The following is a 16,080-nucleotide window of genomic DNA, read 5'->3' as shown; positions in this document are numbered from 1 at the left end:
TCACCCGGCGGAGGCGACGGGCGCTCACTTGGAGTTCACGATCGACTGGCGGGTAAGTTCCTTGGCGACGTCACACGCATCGGGGAACGGCTTCTCGGTGAAGTTCACCGACCACTCGATGAAGTCGTCGTCGAACTGAATGCCGATCTCGCAGAGCGACGTACCCAGCTGCGCGTCGCTGTTGAGGGCGATGAAACCGTCGTGACCTTCGATGTTGATGTCCTCCACGCTGGTGCGCGACAACTCCTCGGTCTTGCGTTCCCGGCCGATGGGGCTGCCCCGGTACCAGTTGAAGGAAAAGTGCGGCCCCAGGATGCCTCCGCCCAGGAGCCACTGACATCCGACCGACGTCTTGGCGGTATTCACCAGACCGTTGATCTTGGTGAGCCCGGCAATCGTCTCGTCGGAGATCCCGCCGCACTCGGGGATCATCGGCCCGTGCTTGGCGTCGGCCGCCGGTGCAGGCGAGGAGTCCCCGCCGGGGCCCGCCGGCTGATCCGAGCCACCGGAGCACGCCGCGACGAGCGGAATCACCGCAGCGGCCAGCACGGCCAGCGCCTTCGCGTGGCGACCGCTGGGGCGGTGGCCGGGTCTTCCCATCACGCCCGACACTGTAGCGGCAGCCTTGAGGCACAACCACCGACATGCCGACTGACCAGGAGTTTTCTAAGCAAATTCATGGTTACGGGCGCACCGGATGGGCGACGACGCGGTGTGCGACAGTTGCGTGATGCTCTGGGCGTTGCTGCGACGGTATGCGGGGCCCTACCGCGGGCCGGTCGCCATCGTCGCCGCGTTCCAGGTGATCAGCACACTGGCGTCGTTGTACCTGCCGACCATCAACGCCGCGATCATCGACGACGGCGTGGCCACGGGTGACACCGCCAGGATCGTCGAACTGGGCATAATGATGCTCGGCGTCACCGCACTGCAGGTGGTGTGTGCGGTCGGCGCCGTCTACTTCGGGTCCCGCGTGGGCATGGGCTTCGGTCGCGACCTGCGCTCGGCGATGTTCCATCACGTCACCGGATTGTCGGCAGAGGAGACCGCCCGCTTCGGCGCGCCGACGCTGCTGACGCGCACCACCAACGACGTCCAGCAGATCCAGGTGCTGCTCCAGATGACGTGCACGATGCTGATCGCCGCACCGATCATGTGCATCGGCGGGATCTTCATGGCCATCCACCAGAACGCCGGATTGTCGTGGCTGCTGATGATCAGCGTGCCGCTACTGGGGTTGTCCAACTACTGGATCGTCTCGAAGCTGTTGCCGTTCTTCAGGGCCATGCAACGATTGATCGACGGTATCAATCGCGTTCTGCGCGAGCAGCTCTCGGGCATCCGGGTCATCCGTGCGTTCGCCAGGGAACCGTTCGAGCGGGAGCGGTTCGCCGAGGCCAACCAGGCACTGGCTGACACCGCGCTGACGGTGGGACGCCTGCAGGCCCTGATGCTGCCGGTGACGACGCTGGTGATCAACGTGTCGAGCGTGGCGCTGATCTGGTTTGGCGGCATGCGGATCGACTCGGGCGAGATGCAGGTTGGTTCCCTCATCGCCTTCCTGTCCTACTTCATGCAGATCCTGATGGCCGTGCTGATGGCGACGATCCTGTTGGTGATGCTGCCGCGCGCCTCGGTGTGCGCCGAGCGCATCTCCGAGGTGCTGTCCACGACACCGGCGATCACCAGCCCCGAGACACCGGTCCGACCCGCCGCCGCGACCGGTTCGATCGAACTCGTCGACGCCACGTTCAGCTACCCGGGCGCCGACCGCCCGGTGCTGCAGGGGATCTCGTTCACGGCACGCCCCGGAACCACCACCGCCGTGGTCGGGTCGACGGGATCGGGCAAGTCGACGCTGATCTCCTTGATCTGTCGCCTGTTTGACGTCACCGGCGGCGCCGTGACCGTCGACGGCATCGACGTGCGCGACTACGACGTCGAGGACCTCTGGTCGACGATCGGACTGGTACCCCAGCGCGGTTACCTGTTCACGGGGACGGTCGCCGAAAACCTTCGCTATGGCAAGGCGGACGCGACCGACGACGAGATGTGGGAGGCGCTGCGCGTGGCGTCGGCGGACTCCTTCGTGTCGGCGCACCCCGACGGATTGGAGATGCGCGTCGCGCAGGGCGGCATCAACTTCTCCGGCGGGCAGCGGCAGCGGCTTGCCATCGCGCGGGCCGTCATCCGCCGACCGGCGGTCTACCTGTTCGACGACGCCTTCTCGGCGCTGGACGTGCACACGGATGCGCGCGTGCGCGCGGCGCTCGCCGAGGTGTCGGCGGAATCGACGGTCGTCATCGTCTCGCAACGCATTTCGACGGTGATCGAGGCCGACCAGATCGTCGTCATCGACGACGGCGCGGTCGTCGGCACCGGCAGGCACGACACGCTGATCGGCTCCTGCCCCGTGTATGCGGAGTTCGCCGACTCGCAGGCGTTCAGCGAAGTGGGTGATCTCCGATGACCCGGCCGATCGGAGGGCGACTGAACGCGGGCCTCGACGCGCCGGCCGAACGGTCCAAGGACTTCACGGGCACTGCGCTGCGGCTGCTGAGAAGACTTACCCCGCAACGTCTGCCGACGGCGGTGGTGTTGCTGCTCGGTATCGTCGGCATCGGCATCGGGGTGGTCGGCCCCCTGATCCTGGGGCACGCGACGGACCTGTTGTTCAGCGGCGTCATCGGCAGACAGCTGCCCGCCGGCATCACCAAGGAACAGGCGATCGAGGCGGCCAGGGCGCGTGGTGACCAGACCTTCGCCGACCTGCTGTCGGGGATGAACGTAGTGCCGGGGCGCGGCGTCGACTTCGATGCCGTCGGCCGTACCCTGCTGCTCGCGCTGGCGCTGTATCTCGTGGCGGCCCTGATGCTCTGGGTGCAGGCCCGGCTGCTGAACGTGATCATCCAGCGGACCATGGTGGCGCTGCGCTCCGACGTCGAGGACAAGGTGCACCGGCTACCGCTGTCGTACTTCGACTCACGGCAACGGGGGGAGGTCCTCAGCCGAGTCACCAACGACGTCGACAACATCCAGTCGTCCCTGTCGATGACGATCAGCCAGCTGCTGACCTCGATCCTGACCGTCGTCGCGGTGTTGGTGATGATGGTGATCCTCTCCCCACTGCTGGCCTTGATCACGGTGCTGACGGTGCCGTTGTCGCTGTGGGCAACCCGCACCATCGCCCGGCGCAGCCGCGATCAGTTCATCGCGCAGTGGCGCAACGTCGGACGTCTCAACGCCCACGTCGAGGAGACCTACAGCGGTTTCACCGTCGTCAAGACGTTCGGGCACCGGGCGCTGGCCGAGGACAGGTTCCGCGAACTCAACGGCGACGTGTACCGCGCCGGCTTCGGCGCCCAGTTCCTGTCGGGGCTGGTGTCACCGGCGACGACGTTCGTTGGAAACCTGAGTTACGTCGCCGTCGCGGTGGTCGGCGGCCTGCAGGTGGCGACGGGGCAGATCACGCTCGGCAGCATCCAGGCGTTCATTCAGTACGTCCGCCAGTTCAACCAGCCCCTGACGCAGGTCGCCGCGATGTACAACACGCTGCAGTCCGGAATCGCCAGTGCGGAGCGAGTCTTCGACCTACTCGACACCGAGGAGCAGACGCCCGATCCGCCGGACTCGAACACCGGACGACGAGGGCCGGGCCGGGTGGAGTTCGAGCGCGTCGACTTCGCGTACCGGCCGGGCACACCGATCATCGAGGACCTGTCGCTGGTCGCCGAACCGGGCAGCACCGTCGCCATCGTGGGCCCCACCGGGGCGGGCAAGACCACGCTGGTGAACCTGCTGATGCGGTTCTACGAGGTGGACTCCGGCCGGATCCTGATCGACGGGGTCGACATCACTGCGATGAGCCGCCACGCCCTGCGCTCCAGCATCGGCATGGTGCTGCAGGACACCTGGCTCTTCGGCGGGACCATCTACGACAACATCGCCTACGGCCGACCCGACGCCGACGAGCAGCAGGTGGTGGAGGCGGCCAGGGCCGCACACGTCGACCGCTTCGTCGCGACCCTGCCCGACGGTTACCAGACCCGCATCACCGACGACGGCGGCAACATCAGCGCCGGCGAGAAGCAGCTGATCACGATCGCCAGAGCCATCCTCGCCCAGCCGAGTCTGCTGATCCTCGACGAGGCCACCAGCTCGGTCGACACCCGCACCGAGCTGTTGATCCAGCAGGCCACCGCCGAGCTGCGCGGCGACCGGACGAGTTTCATCATCGCGCACCGGCTTTCGACCATTCGCGATGCCGACGTCATCCTGGTGATGGAGGCGGGCAGGATCGTCGAACGGGGCACCCACGATGAGCTGATCGCCCGGCACGGTGAGTACTGGTCGATGACGCAGGCGTAGTTCCCCTCACAGACGGCGGCATCGACCGTAGTGTCGGGGCGATGACGCAGCGGACCGTGCACACCTTCTGTCGGTACTGCATGGCGTCCTGCGGACTCGAGGTGACGGTCGAGGACGACAGGGTCACCAAGATCTCGGCCGACAAGCAGAACCCGCACAGCTGGGAGGACTTCTGCGCCAAGGGACGCACGGCCAACCAGCTCGTCGAGCACCCGCGCCGCATCCTCGCGCCAATGCGCCGGGTCGGCGATGGGTACGTCGAGTCCACCTGGGACGAGGCGATCCGCGATATCGCCGACCGGATGAACGCCCTGATCGAGGCGGACGGACCCGATGCGATCGGCGCGTACTACGGCAACCCGTCCGGACACTCGTCGTCCAACGTGCTGTTCATGAACGCCTGGATGGACGCGGTGGGAACCGGCAGCCGCTACGCCGTCGGCTCAATCGACCAGAACGCGCTGCACGTCGTCGCTGAGGCGATGTATGGCTCGTCGTTGATGGCGCCCGTCTCCGACGTCGACAACTGCGACTACTTCCTCCTCGTGGGCACCAATCCCGCAGTCAGCGCCTGGAATTGGCTGGAGACGGTACCCGGCGGATGGCGCCGCGCCTTGGCCCGGCAGGCCGACGGCGCCACCATCGTGGTGGTGGACCCGCTCCGCACGGAGTCCGCGGACAAGGCCGACGTCCACCTAGAGGTACGACCAGGTCAGGACTGGGCGCTGCTGCTGGCGATGGTGAAGGTCATCCTCGACGAAGGACTCGAGCACGCCGAGGACTGCGCCGAGCTGGCCACCGGCGTTCCTGACCTGCGGGCCCTGGTCGCGCAGGCAGACCTCGACGAGCTGGCCACCCGCTGCGGTATCGACCGTGATCGAATCGCGGGCGTCGCACGCGATTTCGCCTCTGCGAGAGGCGCCATGGTCGTCACGCGCACCGGGATCTCGCTGCATGCCGCGGGCACCGTCGGCGAATGGCTGGGCCACGTCCTCAACGTGATCACCGGCCGGATGGACCGACCCGGCGGGCGCCGTTTCGAACCGGGTTACTTCGATGCACTGCGGTTGGCTGGACTCGCCAAGACCAAGCCCCATCGCAGCCGCCTGGCGGGCCGCGAGATGGTTGCCGGGGCGCATGCGCTGGCCGAATTGCCCGACGAGATCACCACACCCGGTCCTGGTCAAATTCGGGCGATGCTGATCAACTGCGGCAACCCGGTGGTGTCGGGCCCGCGCGGCGACGCACTCGACGAGGCCCTCGCGCAGCTGGACCTGCTCGTGATCCTCGACCTGGTCCAGCGCGAGAGTCACCGGCATGCGGACTGGCTGCTGCCCGCCGTGCACTGGCTGGAACGCGATGATCTGCTGACGTTCACCAGCAGCATGCACGACGAACCGTTCGTCCAGTACGGCGTCAAGGCCGTCGAGCCGCCGTCGGGGGCAAGACAGGAATGGCAGATCTTCGTCGATCTCGCGATCGCCATGCGCCGGCCGTTGTTCGGTGTGAAGGGGTTCAATGCCTTCATCGGGGCCAGTAGGCGGTTGGCGGCGGTGACCGGGCGGCCCGCGTGGGCGTTCGGTCCGCACTGGCTCGACCGGCTGTTCATCCGACTCGCGCGAAAGGTCAACGGCCACAAGATCACCTGGCGTGAGCTCATCGCCCACCCACACGGCATCGTGCTGGGTCCGCGCGAGTTCGGCCACTTCCGGGGCGCATTGCGCACGAAGGACGCGCGGGTGCACGCCGCACCGCCTGAGTTCGTCGCCAGGGCGCGCGAACTCCTGGCCGCCCCGGCCCCCGTTGCGCCGCACCGCTATCCGTTCGCTCTGGGCAACCGGCGGCGCAGGCACTCGATGAATTCCTGGCTCAACGAACTACCGGGCCTTCACCCGGGCGGCAAGGGCAACGGGGTGCTGCTCCACCCGGAGGACGCGGCCGCGCTCGGCGTCGGCGATGGTGACCGGGTGCGGGTCTTCTCCCCGGTCGGCGCGATCGAATTGGATGCCGAACTGTCGGACCGGCTCCGCCGCGGCCACGTCGTGGTCGACCACGGCTGGGGTTCGAGGATCTTCGATCCCCGCGGCGGAGCCGAGCCCCAGTCCTTTGGCGTCAACCGCAACCTGCTGGTCGGCGCTGACGTCGACCCGCTGTCACAGACGTCCGCGCTCAGCTCGACGTTCGTCGGGGTCGAGCGCGTCTGAACGTGCGACTTCGGCGTGTTCAGTCGCGGTGAGCGCGACCAATCACGCCGAAATCGCGCAGGGGGTCAGAGTTCGGGGCCCTCGGTACGCAAATCGTCGACCTTCGACATCGCCTCGCGCAGCTTGCCCAGCCATTCGTCGGTGTGCTCACCCACCAGACGGACCGACCACACGAGTGCGTCGGACCGCGACCGGGCCACCCCGGCGTCGACCAGCGTGTCGAGCACCTGGCGCTCGGGTTGCCGCAGCCGCGTCATCACCGGTACCGCGATGTGCGTGAACAGGATTCGCTCGTCACCGATTTCGACGCCCCAGGCGACCTTGCGGCCGTAGCGGTGCTCCGCCTCGTCGGCGATGCGCATGCGCTCCGATCGGGTCTCCTCACGGAAGCGTGCGGCACGACCCGACGCGCGGGCGTCGCTCTCCTCGGACTCCGGTTCGGGGAGACGGCCGATGACGGTGATCTCCTCACGGTCGACGACGACGGTGGGATCGCCCGAGAACCAGCCCTGCGGCAGGCGTCCGGCGATCCAGTCCGGCGCATCGCTCGCGTCGGGTTGTTGGGATTGGTTCCAGCCGCCGGAGCGGCCGCGGTGATGTGGTTTCATGCTTACATGATTACCTTGTTACATCTGTAACGGGGCAGACTTCTCCACGAGCGAAAGCCGCGGCGGTCAGCTCAGCTTGCGTTTGACGGCCACACCGCCGCCGACCACCAGCGCGATCAACAGCAGGACTGCCCAACCGGGACTCGCGAGCCACCACACGGCGCCCACCGCCACGATGCCCGGCGAGGCCAGGAACAAGACCATTCCGGGATGCTGCTTGACGACCTCGAGTGCGCTGCGGGCCCGCACCGGATCGATCTCCTTCGACATCTCCCCAGCATGCCACCGCATTGCCATAGTGTTCGTCATAGCGATCCGAACAATCGAACCGAGGAGCACGACGGTGTCTGGACCTGGTCAAGGAAGCTGGCAGCCCGATCCCGAGGGCCGGTACGAATACCGCTGGTGGGACGGCCAGGGCTGGTCTGACCAGGTGTCGCAGCAAGGCCAGGTGGGCAGGGCGCCGTTGGGCGCCGCACCCGCTCCGCAGACTCCCCAGGCCTCGATCCAGGAGCCGGGCCAGGGCCAGGGCCAGGGCCAGGGCCAGGGGCAGGGCCAGCCCGCGGGCGACGGGTTCGCCGGCATCAGCGGTGACCTGGTCGACGGCCGGTTCAGCGAAAAGGAAGCCAAGCCGATCGCGAACCAGAACGCCAAACTGCTGCGCGTCCGCCTCGGTGAGCCGTTCATGGCCCGCCAGGGCTCGATGGTCGCTTACCAGGGCAACGTCGACTTCGCTTTCGAGGGCGGCGGCGCCTCCAAGTTCCTGAAGAAGGCCTTCACCGGCGAAGGCGTGCCGCTGATGCGCTGCCAGGGCCAGGGCGACGTGTTCCTCGCCGAGTTGGCACACGACGTGCACCTGCTGAACCTGACCAACTCCGGCCTGTCCATCAGCGGCAAGAACGTCCTGGCCTTCTCGTCGGGCCTGGACTGGAACATCGAGCGGGTGAAGGGCGGCAGCATCGCGACGGGCGGACTGTTCAACACCACGCTGCGCGGTACCGGCTGGGTGGCGCTAACCACGGATGGGCCGCCGGTGGTGCTCAACGCCGCGGAGGCCCCGACCTTCGCCGACACGAACGCGGTCGTGGCGTGGTCAGCGAACCTACAGACCCAGTTGAAGGCGAGCTTCAAGGCGGGCGCCCTGATCGGCCGCGGCTCGGGCGAGGCGCTGCAGGTGTCGTTCCACGGCCAGGGATTCGTCATCGTCCAGCCGTCGGAGGGCATCCAGTTCCCGCCGCAGAGGTGAGCGCGCCACGACCGGTGTGGGGCTCGGAGGTCAGCGAGGGCACCTATGGCGGGCACGCCGGTCTGGTCTACGACTGCAGCCCGTCGTCGTTCGACGAGCTGGTGTCCGGTACCGAAGTGTGGACGGACAGGACGTTCCTCGTCCACGGCGAGCGCCGAGTCACCTTCGCGGGCTTTCGCGCCGCCGCCTACGCCGCCACTCGGCATCTCGCCGAACTGGGCATCAGACCGGGTGACCGGGTGATGGTCTTCGGCTACAACAGCCCCGAGTGGGTGGTGGCGCTGTGGGCCCTGTGGCTGTCGGGCGCGGTCCCCGTACTGGCGAACCGGTGGTGGAGCGGTGCCGAGATCGAGCATGCCGCAACGGTTCTCGCGCCCCGTCACGTGCTGGGCGATACCGAGCTGTCGATCGACGTGCCCGGCAGCCCGCTCGCCGACCTGGCGATCGACGTCGACGGCGGTCGCGCGCCGTCCTCCACCGTCGCCACCGACGGTGACGTGGCCGCGCTGATCCTGTTCACCTCGGGCAGTTCGGGTATGCCCAAAGCCGTTGAGCTGTCCCGTCGTTCGGTGATCTGCAACCAGCACGACATCATGCAGCGCACGGGCCGGTTGCCGCATCTGCTCGACGCGGACTCCGCGCAGGTCGTCAGCCTGGCGACCACGCCGATGTTCCACGTCGGTGGCCTCTCGAGCCTGCTGACCCACTTCCTGACCGGCGGGAAGATCGTGATGGCCCAGGGCCGCTTCGACGCGGGCCAGATCCTCGCCCTGATCGAACGGGAGGGCGTTCAGGTGTGGGGCGCGGTGCCCACCATGGCCAGTCGCCTTCTCGAGCATCCCGACTTCGCGTCGTTCGACCTGTCGAGCCTGAAGTCGTGGCCGTTGGGCGGTGCACCCGTGACGACGGCGCTGTTGGACCGGATCCGAGCCAAGCTGCCACGGCTCCGCGAACGCGGGCTGAGCAATACCTGGGGGATGACCGAGGCGGGCGGCTTCCTCACCGTCGCCGACGCCCGCGACCTGGCCGTCCACCCCGGCACCGTCGGGCGGCCCTATCCCGTGGTGGAGATCCGCATCGCCGACCCGGACGACGCAGGCATCGGCGAGGTGCTGGCCCGCTCCCCCACCGTGATGAACGGCTACGTGGGGGTCGGCCCCGCGGTGAACGCCGAGACCGTGGATGCCGACGGGTGGTTGCACTCCGGCGACCTGGGTCACCTGACCGAAGACGGCTATCTGTTCATCGACGGTCGGAGCAAGGACGTGGTGATCCGGGGCGGGGAGAACATCGCCTGCCCGCACGTGGAGGCCGCGATCGCCAGCCACCCCGCCGTCGCGGAGGTCGCCGCGCTGGGGATTCCGCACCCGGACCTGGGCGAAGAGCTGGTGGCGGTGGTGGTGCACCAGGCCGGCGCCGAGCCGCCGAGTGTCGAGGAGCTGACGGCTCACGTGTCGGGCGTGCTGTCGTACTTCGCGGTGCCCACCCGCTGGGAGGTGCGGGCCGAACCGCTGCCGACGCTGGCCGGCGAGAAGGTCGACAAGAAGTCGCTCGCGGTGTCGTTCGCCGGGGTACCGGGGCCCTGACGGCCAAGGCACTTCACGCCGCTACGGTGATGACTGCTCGGCGGCCCTGCGGGCCCGGAACAGCTTCACCTCGTCCTTGATGTTCTTGAGGCGGCGCCCGCCCGCGAACGACCACGCGATGCCTTCGACCTCACCGATCGCCTCACGGGTGGACTCCGATACCAGGATCGCGCCGGGCCGCGCCGCCCCCGTCACACGGCTGGCCAGGTTGACCGAGTTGCCGAACCAGTCACCGGCGCGGCTGACGGCCATTCCGGTGGCCAGCCCCACCCGCAACCGCGGGAAGTCCGCGTCGGCCTCGGTGGCCTGCAGCAGATCCAGGACCGCGCCGAGCATCGCGACGGGATCGCTGCTGACCAACATCACCTCGTCGCCGATGCTCTTGACATAGCGGACCGGAGGCACCGCCACCTCGCGGGCGAGATCGGCCAATCGATGCGCCAGTCTCTCGAGGTCCTCGGGCGGGACGACCTCGCCGAGCCGGGTGAACCCGACCAGATCGGCGAACGCGACGGTCACCAGACGCGCGCCGGGCAGCGGGATCCCCTCGGCGCGCTCGGTATTGGTGACGGCCTCGGTCTCCATGATGTGCATCAGCTGGAGGCGCAGCGTGTCGGCGATCATCGGGGCGAGTAGCGGGGCGACCTGTTCGACCAACGCCTCGGAGGCCATCGCGGTCTCCAGCTCGGTGGCGCCCGGGCGCAACACCGCGGCCAGCGCCGCATACCGCATGACGTCCGCGGCCCGCGTCAGCCCCTCGGCCAGGACCTGGAGGACGAGCACCACCTGATCCGGCGTGATCCCCAGCTCCAGGAACCTCCGTGCGCTGCCGAATGCGTCACCGTCGGACTTCGGCAGGACGACGGCGTCGGGATCGTCCACCCGGGGTAATCCGACCGCGCGCATCATGCGTTGCAGCAATGGCAGATCGAGGCCGGTGTCCGCGCTGATCTGACGGGCCGACACCAGCGTGCCGTCATCCCCCATGGCGCGGCGCGTGGCCAGCAGCATCGGCGCGAACGACTCCCTGATCTGCTCGGTCGTGAAGCCTCGCGACGACAACCATTCGATCAGCTCGGCCCGTTCGGCGCGCGCCGTGCCCTCGAGGCCCTCCAGCAGGCCCGATGCTTCGATGTCATCCCGGGTGTCGGCCGCGTCTCCCACCGGCTCAAGGTAGCCGACGGTCTGGGAGGATTCGCTTCGATGACCCAACCGTTGCGCGAAGGCCTGCCACCCGTCGTCGGCGACGGCGCTCGGGTCCTGCTGCTCGGGTCGTTCCCCAGCGAGCGGTCATTGCTCGCGGGTGAGTACTACGCCAATCGGCGCAACCAGTTCTGGCCGCTCGTGGGAACGCTGTTCGGGTTCGACGCCGATCTCCCCTACGAGCAAAGAATCGACGTGCTGACGGGGCATGGGGTGGCGCTGTGGGACGTCGTCCACCAATGCCGGCGAGTGGGCAGCCTGGATGCAAAGATCGACCGCAAGACCCTGGTGGTCAATGACCTCGGGCCCCTGTTGACCCAGCATGACGGCATTCGGCGGATCTTCGTCAACGGGTTGACGGCATTCGAGCTGTTCGAGCGAAACGTCCGGACCGACCTGCCCGCTGTGCGACTGCCGTCGAGCAGCGGTGCTTTGCCGATGACCTTCGCCGACAAGCTGGACAGGTGGCGCGAAGTCGTATAACGCCAGTTTTCGGTATACTGAGCGACTACGCTGAAGTTAGCGTCAACCGAGTCAAGGATCACGTCCGTGCCCATCGCCGTGCAGTTCGACCAGCCCGTCGCCGGTCCCTTGCGGCGTGCGCACATATACGGCGGCGCCATCAACGTCACCTCTCCCACGGCGGCGGCGACTTCCCTCGTACTATTTGCTAGAACGTTAATTAGCGAAGCGTTCGGCGGTCGCGACCCCGAGCTGGCGCAGTTCGACCTTCCCGGCCCCGAATACGCCGCCATCGTCGAGGCGCTCGAGCCCCGCTTCCGCTATCACCCCGACACCCGTCGCCTGGTCCAGCAACTCCTCGTCGAGCGCGGGTGCGACCCGGAGACGACGTACTTCGACGCGCCGCGACTACGCATCTCGACGAGCGACGACTACCTGGCGACCGGTCTGGCGCTGACCTGCCAGCCGCACCGCGACACGTGGTACTCCGCACCGCTGGCACAGCTCAACTACTGGATGCCGGTGTACGACGTCAGCGAAGACAACGCGCTGGCTCTGCACCCGGAGTACTTCAACCAAGCGATCGCCAACGGCTCCGAGGAGTACGACCACCTGGTGTGGCATGCCCAGGACAGTGGCGACGCCCGCACGCTCCCCGGACCGACCGAGACGGTGAACCCGTTCTCGGCCACGGTGCTCATCACTCCGGTCGGTGGGATGCTCCAGTTCTCCGGACATCACCTGCAATCGAACGTGCCGAACGACAGCGGTCGGACCCGCTTCTCGATCGACTTCCGGACAGTCGACATCGACGACATCAGGGCGGGGCTCGGTGCGCGAAACGTCGACGGACGTTGCACCGGGTCGACCATCCGCCAGTTCGTCTCGGCAGCGGCCCTCGCACCGGTTCCCGACGACGTCGCCGCGCTGTTCGACGGTGTCGGCGAGACCACCGGCCACGTGGCCGACGTGCCGCCTACGCAACCCGTGTCGACCAGCTAGTCCTCAGCTCACCGGGGGACGGCGGTGCGCCCACGGCCGCGCCGACTCGAGCTGTGCCCCCAGCGACAGCAGGGTCGACTCGTCGAACGGTCGGCCCACCAACTGGATCGACGTCGGAACGCCATGCGCGTCGAGTCCCCACGGCACGACCGCGGCGGGCTGGCCCGTCACGTTGAACATGGCCTGGAACGGCACCCGGGCCGCCACCAACGCCAGTGTCGAGATCGCGCCGCGACGTTGGTAGGCACCGATGCGGGACGGCCCCATCGCGGTGCCCGGAGTGAGGACCACGTCGACGTCGTCGAAGATGCTGGTGACGCGGGCGGTGACGTCCGCCTCAGCGACGCGCATCGACGCCAACCGCCGATCCGACACCAGCGCACCGACCCTGGCGAACGCACGGGTGCGACGATCCAGCCGCTCGCGTCGCGGGAGGGCCGCCGCATCGTCGTGTACACCGCGGAAGTAGCGCGGAAGTGCTTGCCCGAGAACAGCACTCGGTGGATAGTCGGGATCCCGCTCAATCACGTCGTGCCCGAGGTCGCGCAGCAGCTCGCCCGCCTCGCGGACCGCATCGCGCTGCGGCCTGCCGACCCAGGCGGTCAGCGGAGGTGGCACCTTGGTGCTCAAGGCGACTCGCAGCCGTCCCGGTTCCCGCGCGGCCGCCGCCACGAAACCACCGTCTGGGCCGGGCAGCGCCGAGGTGACGTCGAGGAACAGCGCCGCGTCCTCGACGGTCCTGGCGATCGGGCCGTAGACGCTCAACCCGGACCAGGCCCCCTCGTGCGGCGCCAGCGATATCCGGTCGCGCTGCGGCTTGATCCCGAACAGACCGCACCACGTCGACGGGATCCGGATCGAGCCCATCCCGTCGGAGCCCGAGGCGAGCGCGGCCAGACCTGCCGCCACCGCCGCGGCGCTTCCGCCGCTGCTGCCCCCCGGCGCGACGTCGGTGCGCCATGGGTTGCGCGTGGCACCGAAGGTGACGGTCTCGGTGAACGGCCAAATCATCAGTTCGGGCACCGACGTCTTGCCGAGGATCACGGCACCCGCCTCGCGCAGGCGCCGCACCACCTCGGAATCGTGGGTGGGCGCCGGGCCGTGCGCGCTGCTGCCGTAGGTGGTCGTTTCGCCCGCCACGTCGGTGTCATCCTTGATCGCGACCGGCACGCCGAGCAGGGGCAGGCGCTCACCCGCGTCCAGCCGGTCCTGTGCGGCAGCGGCCTCCCGGCGCGCGCTATCGGCGAGAACGGTGCGGTAGGAACGCAACTCGCGGTCGAGTCGCGCGATCCGGTCGAGGTACACGTCCAACAGGGCAGGCGCCGTGACCGCGCCCGAGGCCAGCAGCCGCGCCTGTTCGGCCGCGCCGGTGAAGGCGAGTTCGCGAGGGTCCACCCGCGCAACGGTAGTCCCGCGGACCGGGCTACTACGGTGGCCCCATGCCCTGCGTGTTCTGTGCCATCGTCGCCGGTGATGCGCCGGCCCTCCGCATCTACACCGACGACGACTACCTGGCCATCCTCGACATCCGGCCCATCGTCCGTGGCCACGTGCTGGTCATCCCCAAGGCGCACACCGTCGACCTGACCGACACCCCCGCCGACACGGTCGCCGGCCTGATCCGAATTGGCCAGCGCATCGGCCGAGCGGCCCGCGCGTCGCAGCTGCACGCCGACGGCAACAACATCGTCGTCAACGACGGGAAGGCGGCGTTCCAGAGCGTCTTCCACATCCATCTGCACGTGGCACCTCGCAAGACCGGGGACAAACTGTCCTTCGCCAAGGGCCTGGTGGTCCGCCGCGATCCCGACCGCGAAGCGACTGCACGCATTCTGCGCGACGCGCTCGCCGGCCTCGACTAGAGCGGAAGCCTCTCGTGGCGAACGGGTGACAGACTGACCCTCATGAGCAACATGCCCGTATGGGAGCGTTACCTCGGCCTACCGCTGCTGAAGGTCCACGATGCGATCTACCGCAAGACCAACGGCTGGATCGGCCACCGGATTCCGGGTCAGGCGCCGATTCTGCTGCTGCACACCGTCGGTGCCAAGACGGGCATCGCGCGGACGCACGCGCTGAGCTACGCCCTCGACGGCGGGGCGTACCACGTCGTCGCCTCGAAGGGCGGGGACCCGAAGGCGCCCGGTTGGTACTTCAACCTGAAGGCGAACCCGAACGTCGAGATCAACATCGGGCCCAAGCGGATGCCCGCCACGGCACGGATCGTCGGGCCCGACGACCCGGATTACGCCCGGCTGTGGAAGTTGGTCAACGACAACAACTCCCAGCGCTACGACGGATATCAGAAGCGAACCAGCCGACCGATCCCAATCATCGCGCTGACGCCCTAGAAGAGCTCCTTGGCCAACAGTTCCAGCGTCTCGTCGCGCGCGGGCGCCGTGCGGGGGTCGACGCCACGGAAGGCCGAACCGACCGGGTTGACCATCACCTCGTCGACGCCGAAATGGGTTGCCAGAGAACGTATCTGGTCAGCCGCCTCGGTCGGTGAACCGACGATGGCCCGTTCCAGGCCGGCGCCGACGATGGCCTGCTGCTGGTGGCTCAGTTCGACGACCCTTGCGTCCTCTACGAGGTCGAGGGCGCGCAGCGGCTGACCGGTGCGCAGAAAGGCCATCATGTGCAGATTCGGCAGCATCAGGTCCATCGCCTCCTCGCTGGTGGGTGCGACCGAGGCGTTGACCGTCATGAACGTGGTGGGTTCGGCCGCGAGGTCACTCGGCCGGAACTCCGAGCGATAGGTGTCGAGCGCCTCCTCGGTGCCCTGACCCGAGAAGTGGTGGGCGAACACGTACGGCAGGCCCTTCGCCGCGGCGAGGTGGGCCGAGTACAACGACGAGCCGAGCAGCCACAGCCGTGGCTCGCTGGCGGCGGCGGGCGTGGCCTTGAGCACGTAGTTCTGATCGAGGAGTCCGCGACCGCGCAACGCCACCTTGACGCCGGTGGTGCTCATCAGCGCGGCCACGTCGTCCAGATATTGCGGGAAGTTCTCGATGTCCGAATCGTCCCTGCCCGCCGCGCCGCGCAGCGCCATCGACGTCACCGGATCCGAACCCGGTGCGCGGCCGATGCCGAGGTCGATGCGCCCTGGCGCGGCCGCCTCGAGCAGCGCGAACTGCTCGGCCACCGCCAGCGGCGCGTGGTTGGGCAGCATCACCCCGCCGGAGCCCAGCCGCACCTGGGTGGTCTGGGCGGCGAGGTAGGCGATGACCACCGGCGGACTGGTCGCCGCCACCGCGGGCATGTTGTGGTGCTCGGCCACCCAGAACCGCGTGTAGCCCAGCTCGTCGGCGGTCTTGGCGAGACGCGCGGTCGCCGCGAGGGCATCGGAGGTGGTCTGGTCACTGCGGACGGGGACGAGGTCTAGTACCGAGAGGCGCACG

At 68.3% G+C, this 16,080-nt stretch carries 15 protein-coding genes; 9 read left to right on the top strand and 6 right to left on the bottom strand.

The annotated features are described in order from the left end of the window. Positions 1-24 precede the first annotated feature (24 nt). Positions 25-600 (bottom strand): DUF3558 domain-containing protein, encoded by a 576-nt coding sequence (locus QUE68_RS07175; protein WP_284230733.1) that lies wholly within the window; start codon positions 598-600, stop codon positions 25-27. 130 nt (positions 601-730) lie between these two features. Here QUE68_RS07175 and QUE68_RS07170 point away from each other — a divergent pair, with 130 nt between their 5' ends. The 3 genes from QUE68_RS07170 to QUE68_RS07160 are packed head-to-tail and all read left to right on the top strand — an operon-like array spanning position 731 to position 6,572. After that, positions 731-2,470 carry an ABC transporter ATP-binding protein gene (locus tag QUE68_RS07170; RefSeq protein WP_284230731.1) on the top strand — a complete coding sequence of 580 codons (1,740 nt, stop codon included), beginning with the start codon at positions 731-733 and terminating at the stop codon, positions 2,468-2,470. Then, entirely contained in the window at positions 2,467-4,368 is a 1,902-nt protein-coding gene (locus QUE68_RS07165) for an ABC transporter ATP-binding protein (protein WP_284225288.1), read from the top strand. The genes QUE68_RS07170 and QUE68_RS07165 overlap by 4 nt, the downstream gene beginning before the upstream one ends. 41 nt (positions 4,369-4,409) lie before the next feature. After that, positions 4,410-6,572 (top strand): molybdopterin-containing oxidoreductase family protein, encoded by a 2,163-nt coding sequence (locus tag QUE68_RS07160; protein ID WP_286275359.1) that lies wholly within the window; start codon positions 4,410-4,412, stop codon positions 6,570-6,572. A 65-nt stretch (positions 6,573-6,637) separates the two neighbouring features. Here the strand turns inward: QUE68_RS07160 and QUE68_RS07155 are convergent, their stop codons facing one another. Then, positions 6,638-7,180 carry a hypothetical protein gene (locus tag QUE68_RS07155; protein WP_284225285.1) on the bottom strand — a complete coding sequence of 181 codons (543 nt, stop codon included), beginning with the start codon at positions 7,178-7,180 and terminating at the stop codon, positions 6,638-6,640. Between the two features lie 66 nt (positions 7,181-7,246). Then, positions 7,247-7,450: a hypothetical protein gene (locus tag QUE68_RS07150; RefSeq protein WP_284233355.1), complete on the bottom strand. Its 204-nt coding sequence runs from the start codon at positions 7,448-7,450 to the stop codon at positions 7,247-7,249. Between the two features lie 73 nt (positions 7,451-7,523). Here QUE68_RS07150 and QUE68_RS07145 point away from each other — a divergent pair, with 73 nt between their 5' ends. Beyond that, a complete protein-coding gene (locus tag QUE68_RS07145) occupies positions 7,524-8,426 on the top strand; it encodes an AIM24 family protein (RefSeq protein WP_286275358.1) in 903 nt (300 codons plus the stop codon). Then, complete coding sequence (locus QUE68_RS07140) at positions 8,423-10,012, top strand: class I adenylate-forming enzyme family protein (RefSeq protein WP_286275357.1); 1,590 nt, start codon at positions 8,423-8,425, stop codon at positions 10,010-10,012. Before QUE68_RS07145 ends, QUE68_RS07140 begins: the two co-directional genes overlap by 4 nt. A gap of 21 nt (positions 10,013-10,033) precedes the next feature. Here the strand turns inward: QUE68_RS07140 and QUE68_RS07135 are convergent, their stop codons facing one another. Continuing rightward, complete coding sequence (locus QUE68_RS07135; RefSeq protein WP_286275356.1) at positions 10,034-11,176, bottom strand: adenylate/guanylate cyclase domain-containing protein; 1,143 nt, start codon at positions 11,174-11,176, stop codon at positions 10,034-10,036. A 39-nt stretch (positions 11,177-11,215) separates the two neighbouring features. Here QUE68_RS07135 and QUE68_RS07130 point away from each other — a divergent pair, with 39 nt between their 5' ends. Continuing rightward, complete coding sequence (locus tag QUE68_RS07130; RefSeq protein ID WP_286275355.1) at positions 11,216-11,698, top strand: DNA-deoxyinosine glycosylase; 483 nt, start codon at positions 11,216-11,218, stop codon at positions 11,696-11,698. Between the two features lie 66 nt (positions 11,699-11,764). Continuing rightward, positions 11,765-12,679 carry a hypothetical protein gene (locus tag QUE68_RS07125; protein ID WP_286275354.1) on the top strand — a complete coding sequence of 305 codons (915 nt, stop codon included), beginning with the start codon at positions 11,765-11,767 and terminating at the stop codon, positions 12,677-12,679. A gap of 3 nt (positions 12,680-12,682) precedes the next feature. On the opposite strand, the gene QUE68_RS07120 is transcribed toward QUE68_RS07125, so the two are convergent. Next, entirely contained in the window at positions 12,683-14,074 is a 1,392-nt protein-coding gene (locus tag QUE68_RS07120) for an amidase (RefSeq protein WP_286275353.1), read from the bottom strand. Between the two features lie 44 nt (positions 14,075-14,118). Between QUE68_RS07120 and QUE68_RS07115 the strand changes: the two genes are divergently transcribed. Together QUE68_RS07115 and QUE68_RS07110 are read left to right on the top strand one after the other, a co-directional pair. After that, positions 14,119-14,541 carry an HIT family protein gene (locus QUE68_RS07115; protein WP_284233343.1) on the top strand — a complete coding sequence of 141 codons (423 nt, stop codon included), beginning with the start codon at positions 14,119-14,121 and terminating at the stop codon, positions 14,539-14,541. A gap of 42 nt (positions 14,542-14,583) precedes the next feature. Then, on the top strand, positions 14,584-15,030 hold the full coding sequence (locus QUE68_RS07110) for a nitroreductase family deazaflavin-dependent oxidoreductase (protein ID WP_284233341.1): 447 nt from the start codon (positions 14,584-14,586) through the stop codon (positions 15,028-15,030). On the opposite strand, the gene QUE68_RS07105 is transcribed toward QUE68_RS07110, so the two are convergent. Continuing rightward, the gene (locus QUE68_RS07105) at positions 15,027-16,079 is read right to left on the bottom strand and encodes an LLM class flavin-dependent oxidoreductase (protein WP_286275352.1); all 1,053 of its coding nucleotides are present in this window, start codon (positions 16,077-16,079) and stop codon (positions 15,027-15,029) included. The genes QUE68_RS07110 and QUE68_RS07105 overlap by 4 nt on opposite strands. Between the last annotated feature and the right edge of the window lies 1 nt (position 16,080).

Origin of the sequence: Mycolicibacterium sp. TUM20985, assembly GCF_030295745.1 — a bacterium.
In the GTDB taxonomy this organism is placed as follows: Bacteria; Actinomycetota; Actinomycetes; order Mycobacteriales; family Mycobacteriaceae; genus Mycobacterium.
This window is presented reverse-complemented; position numbering and strand designations above follow the sequence as displayed.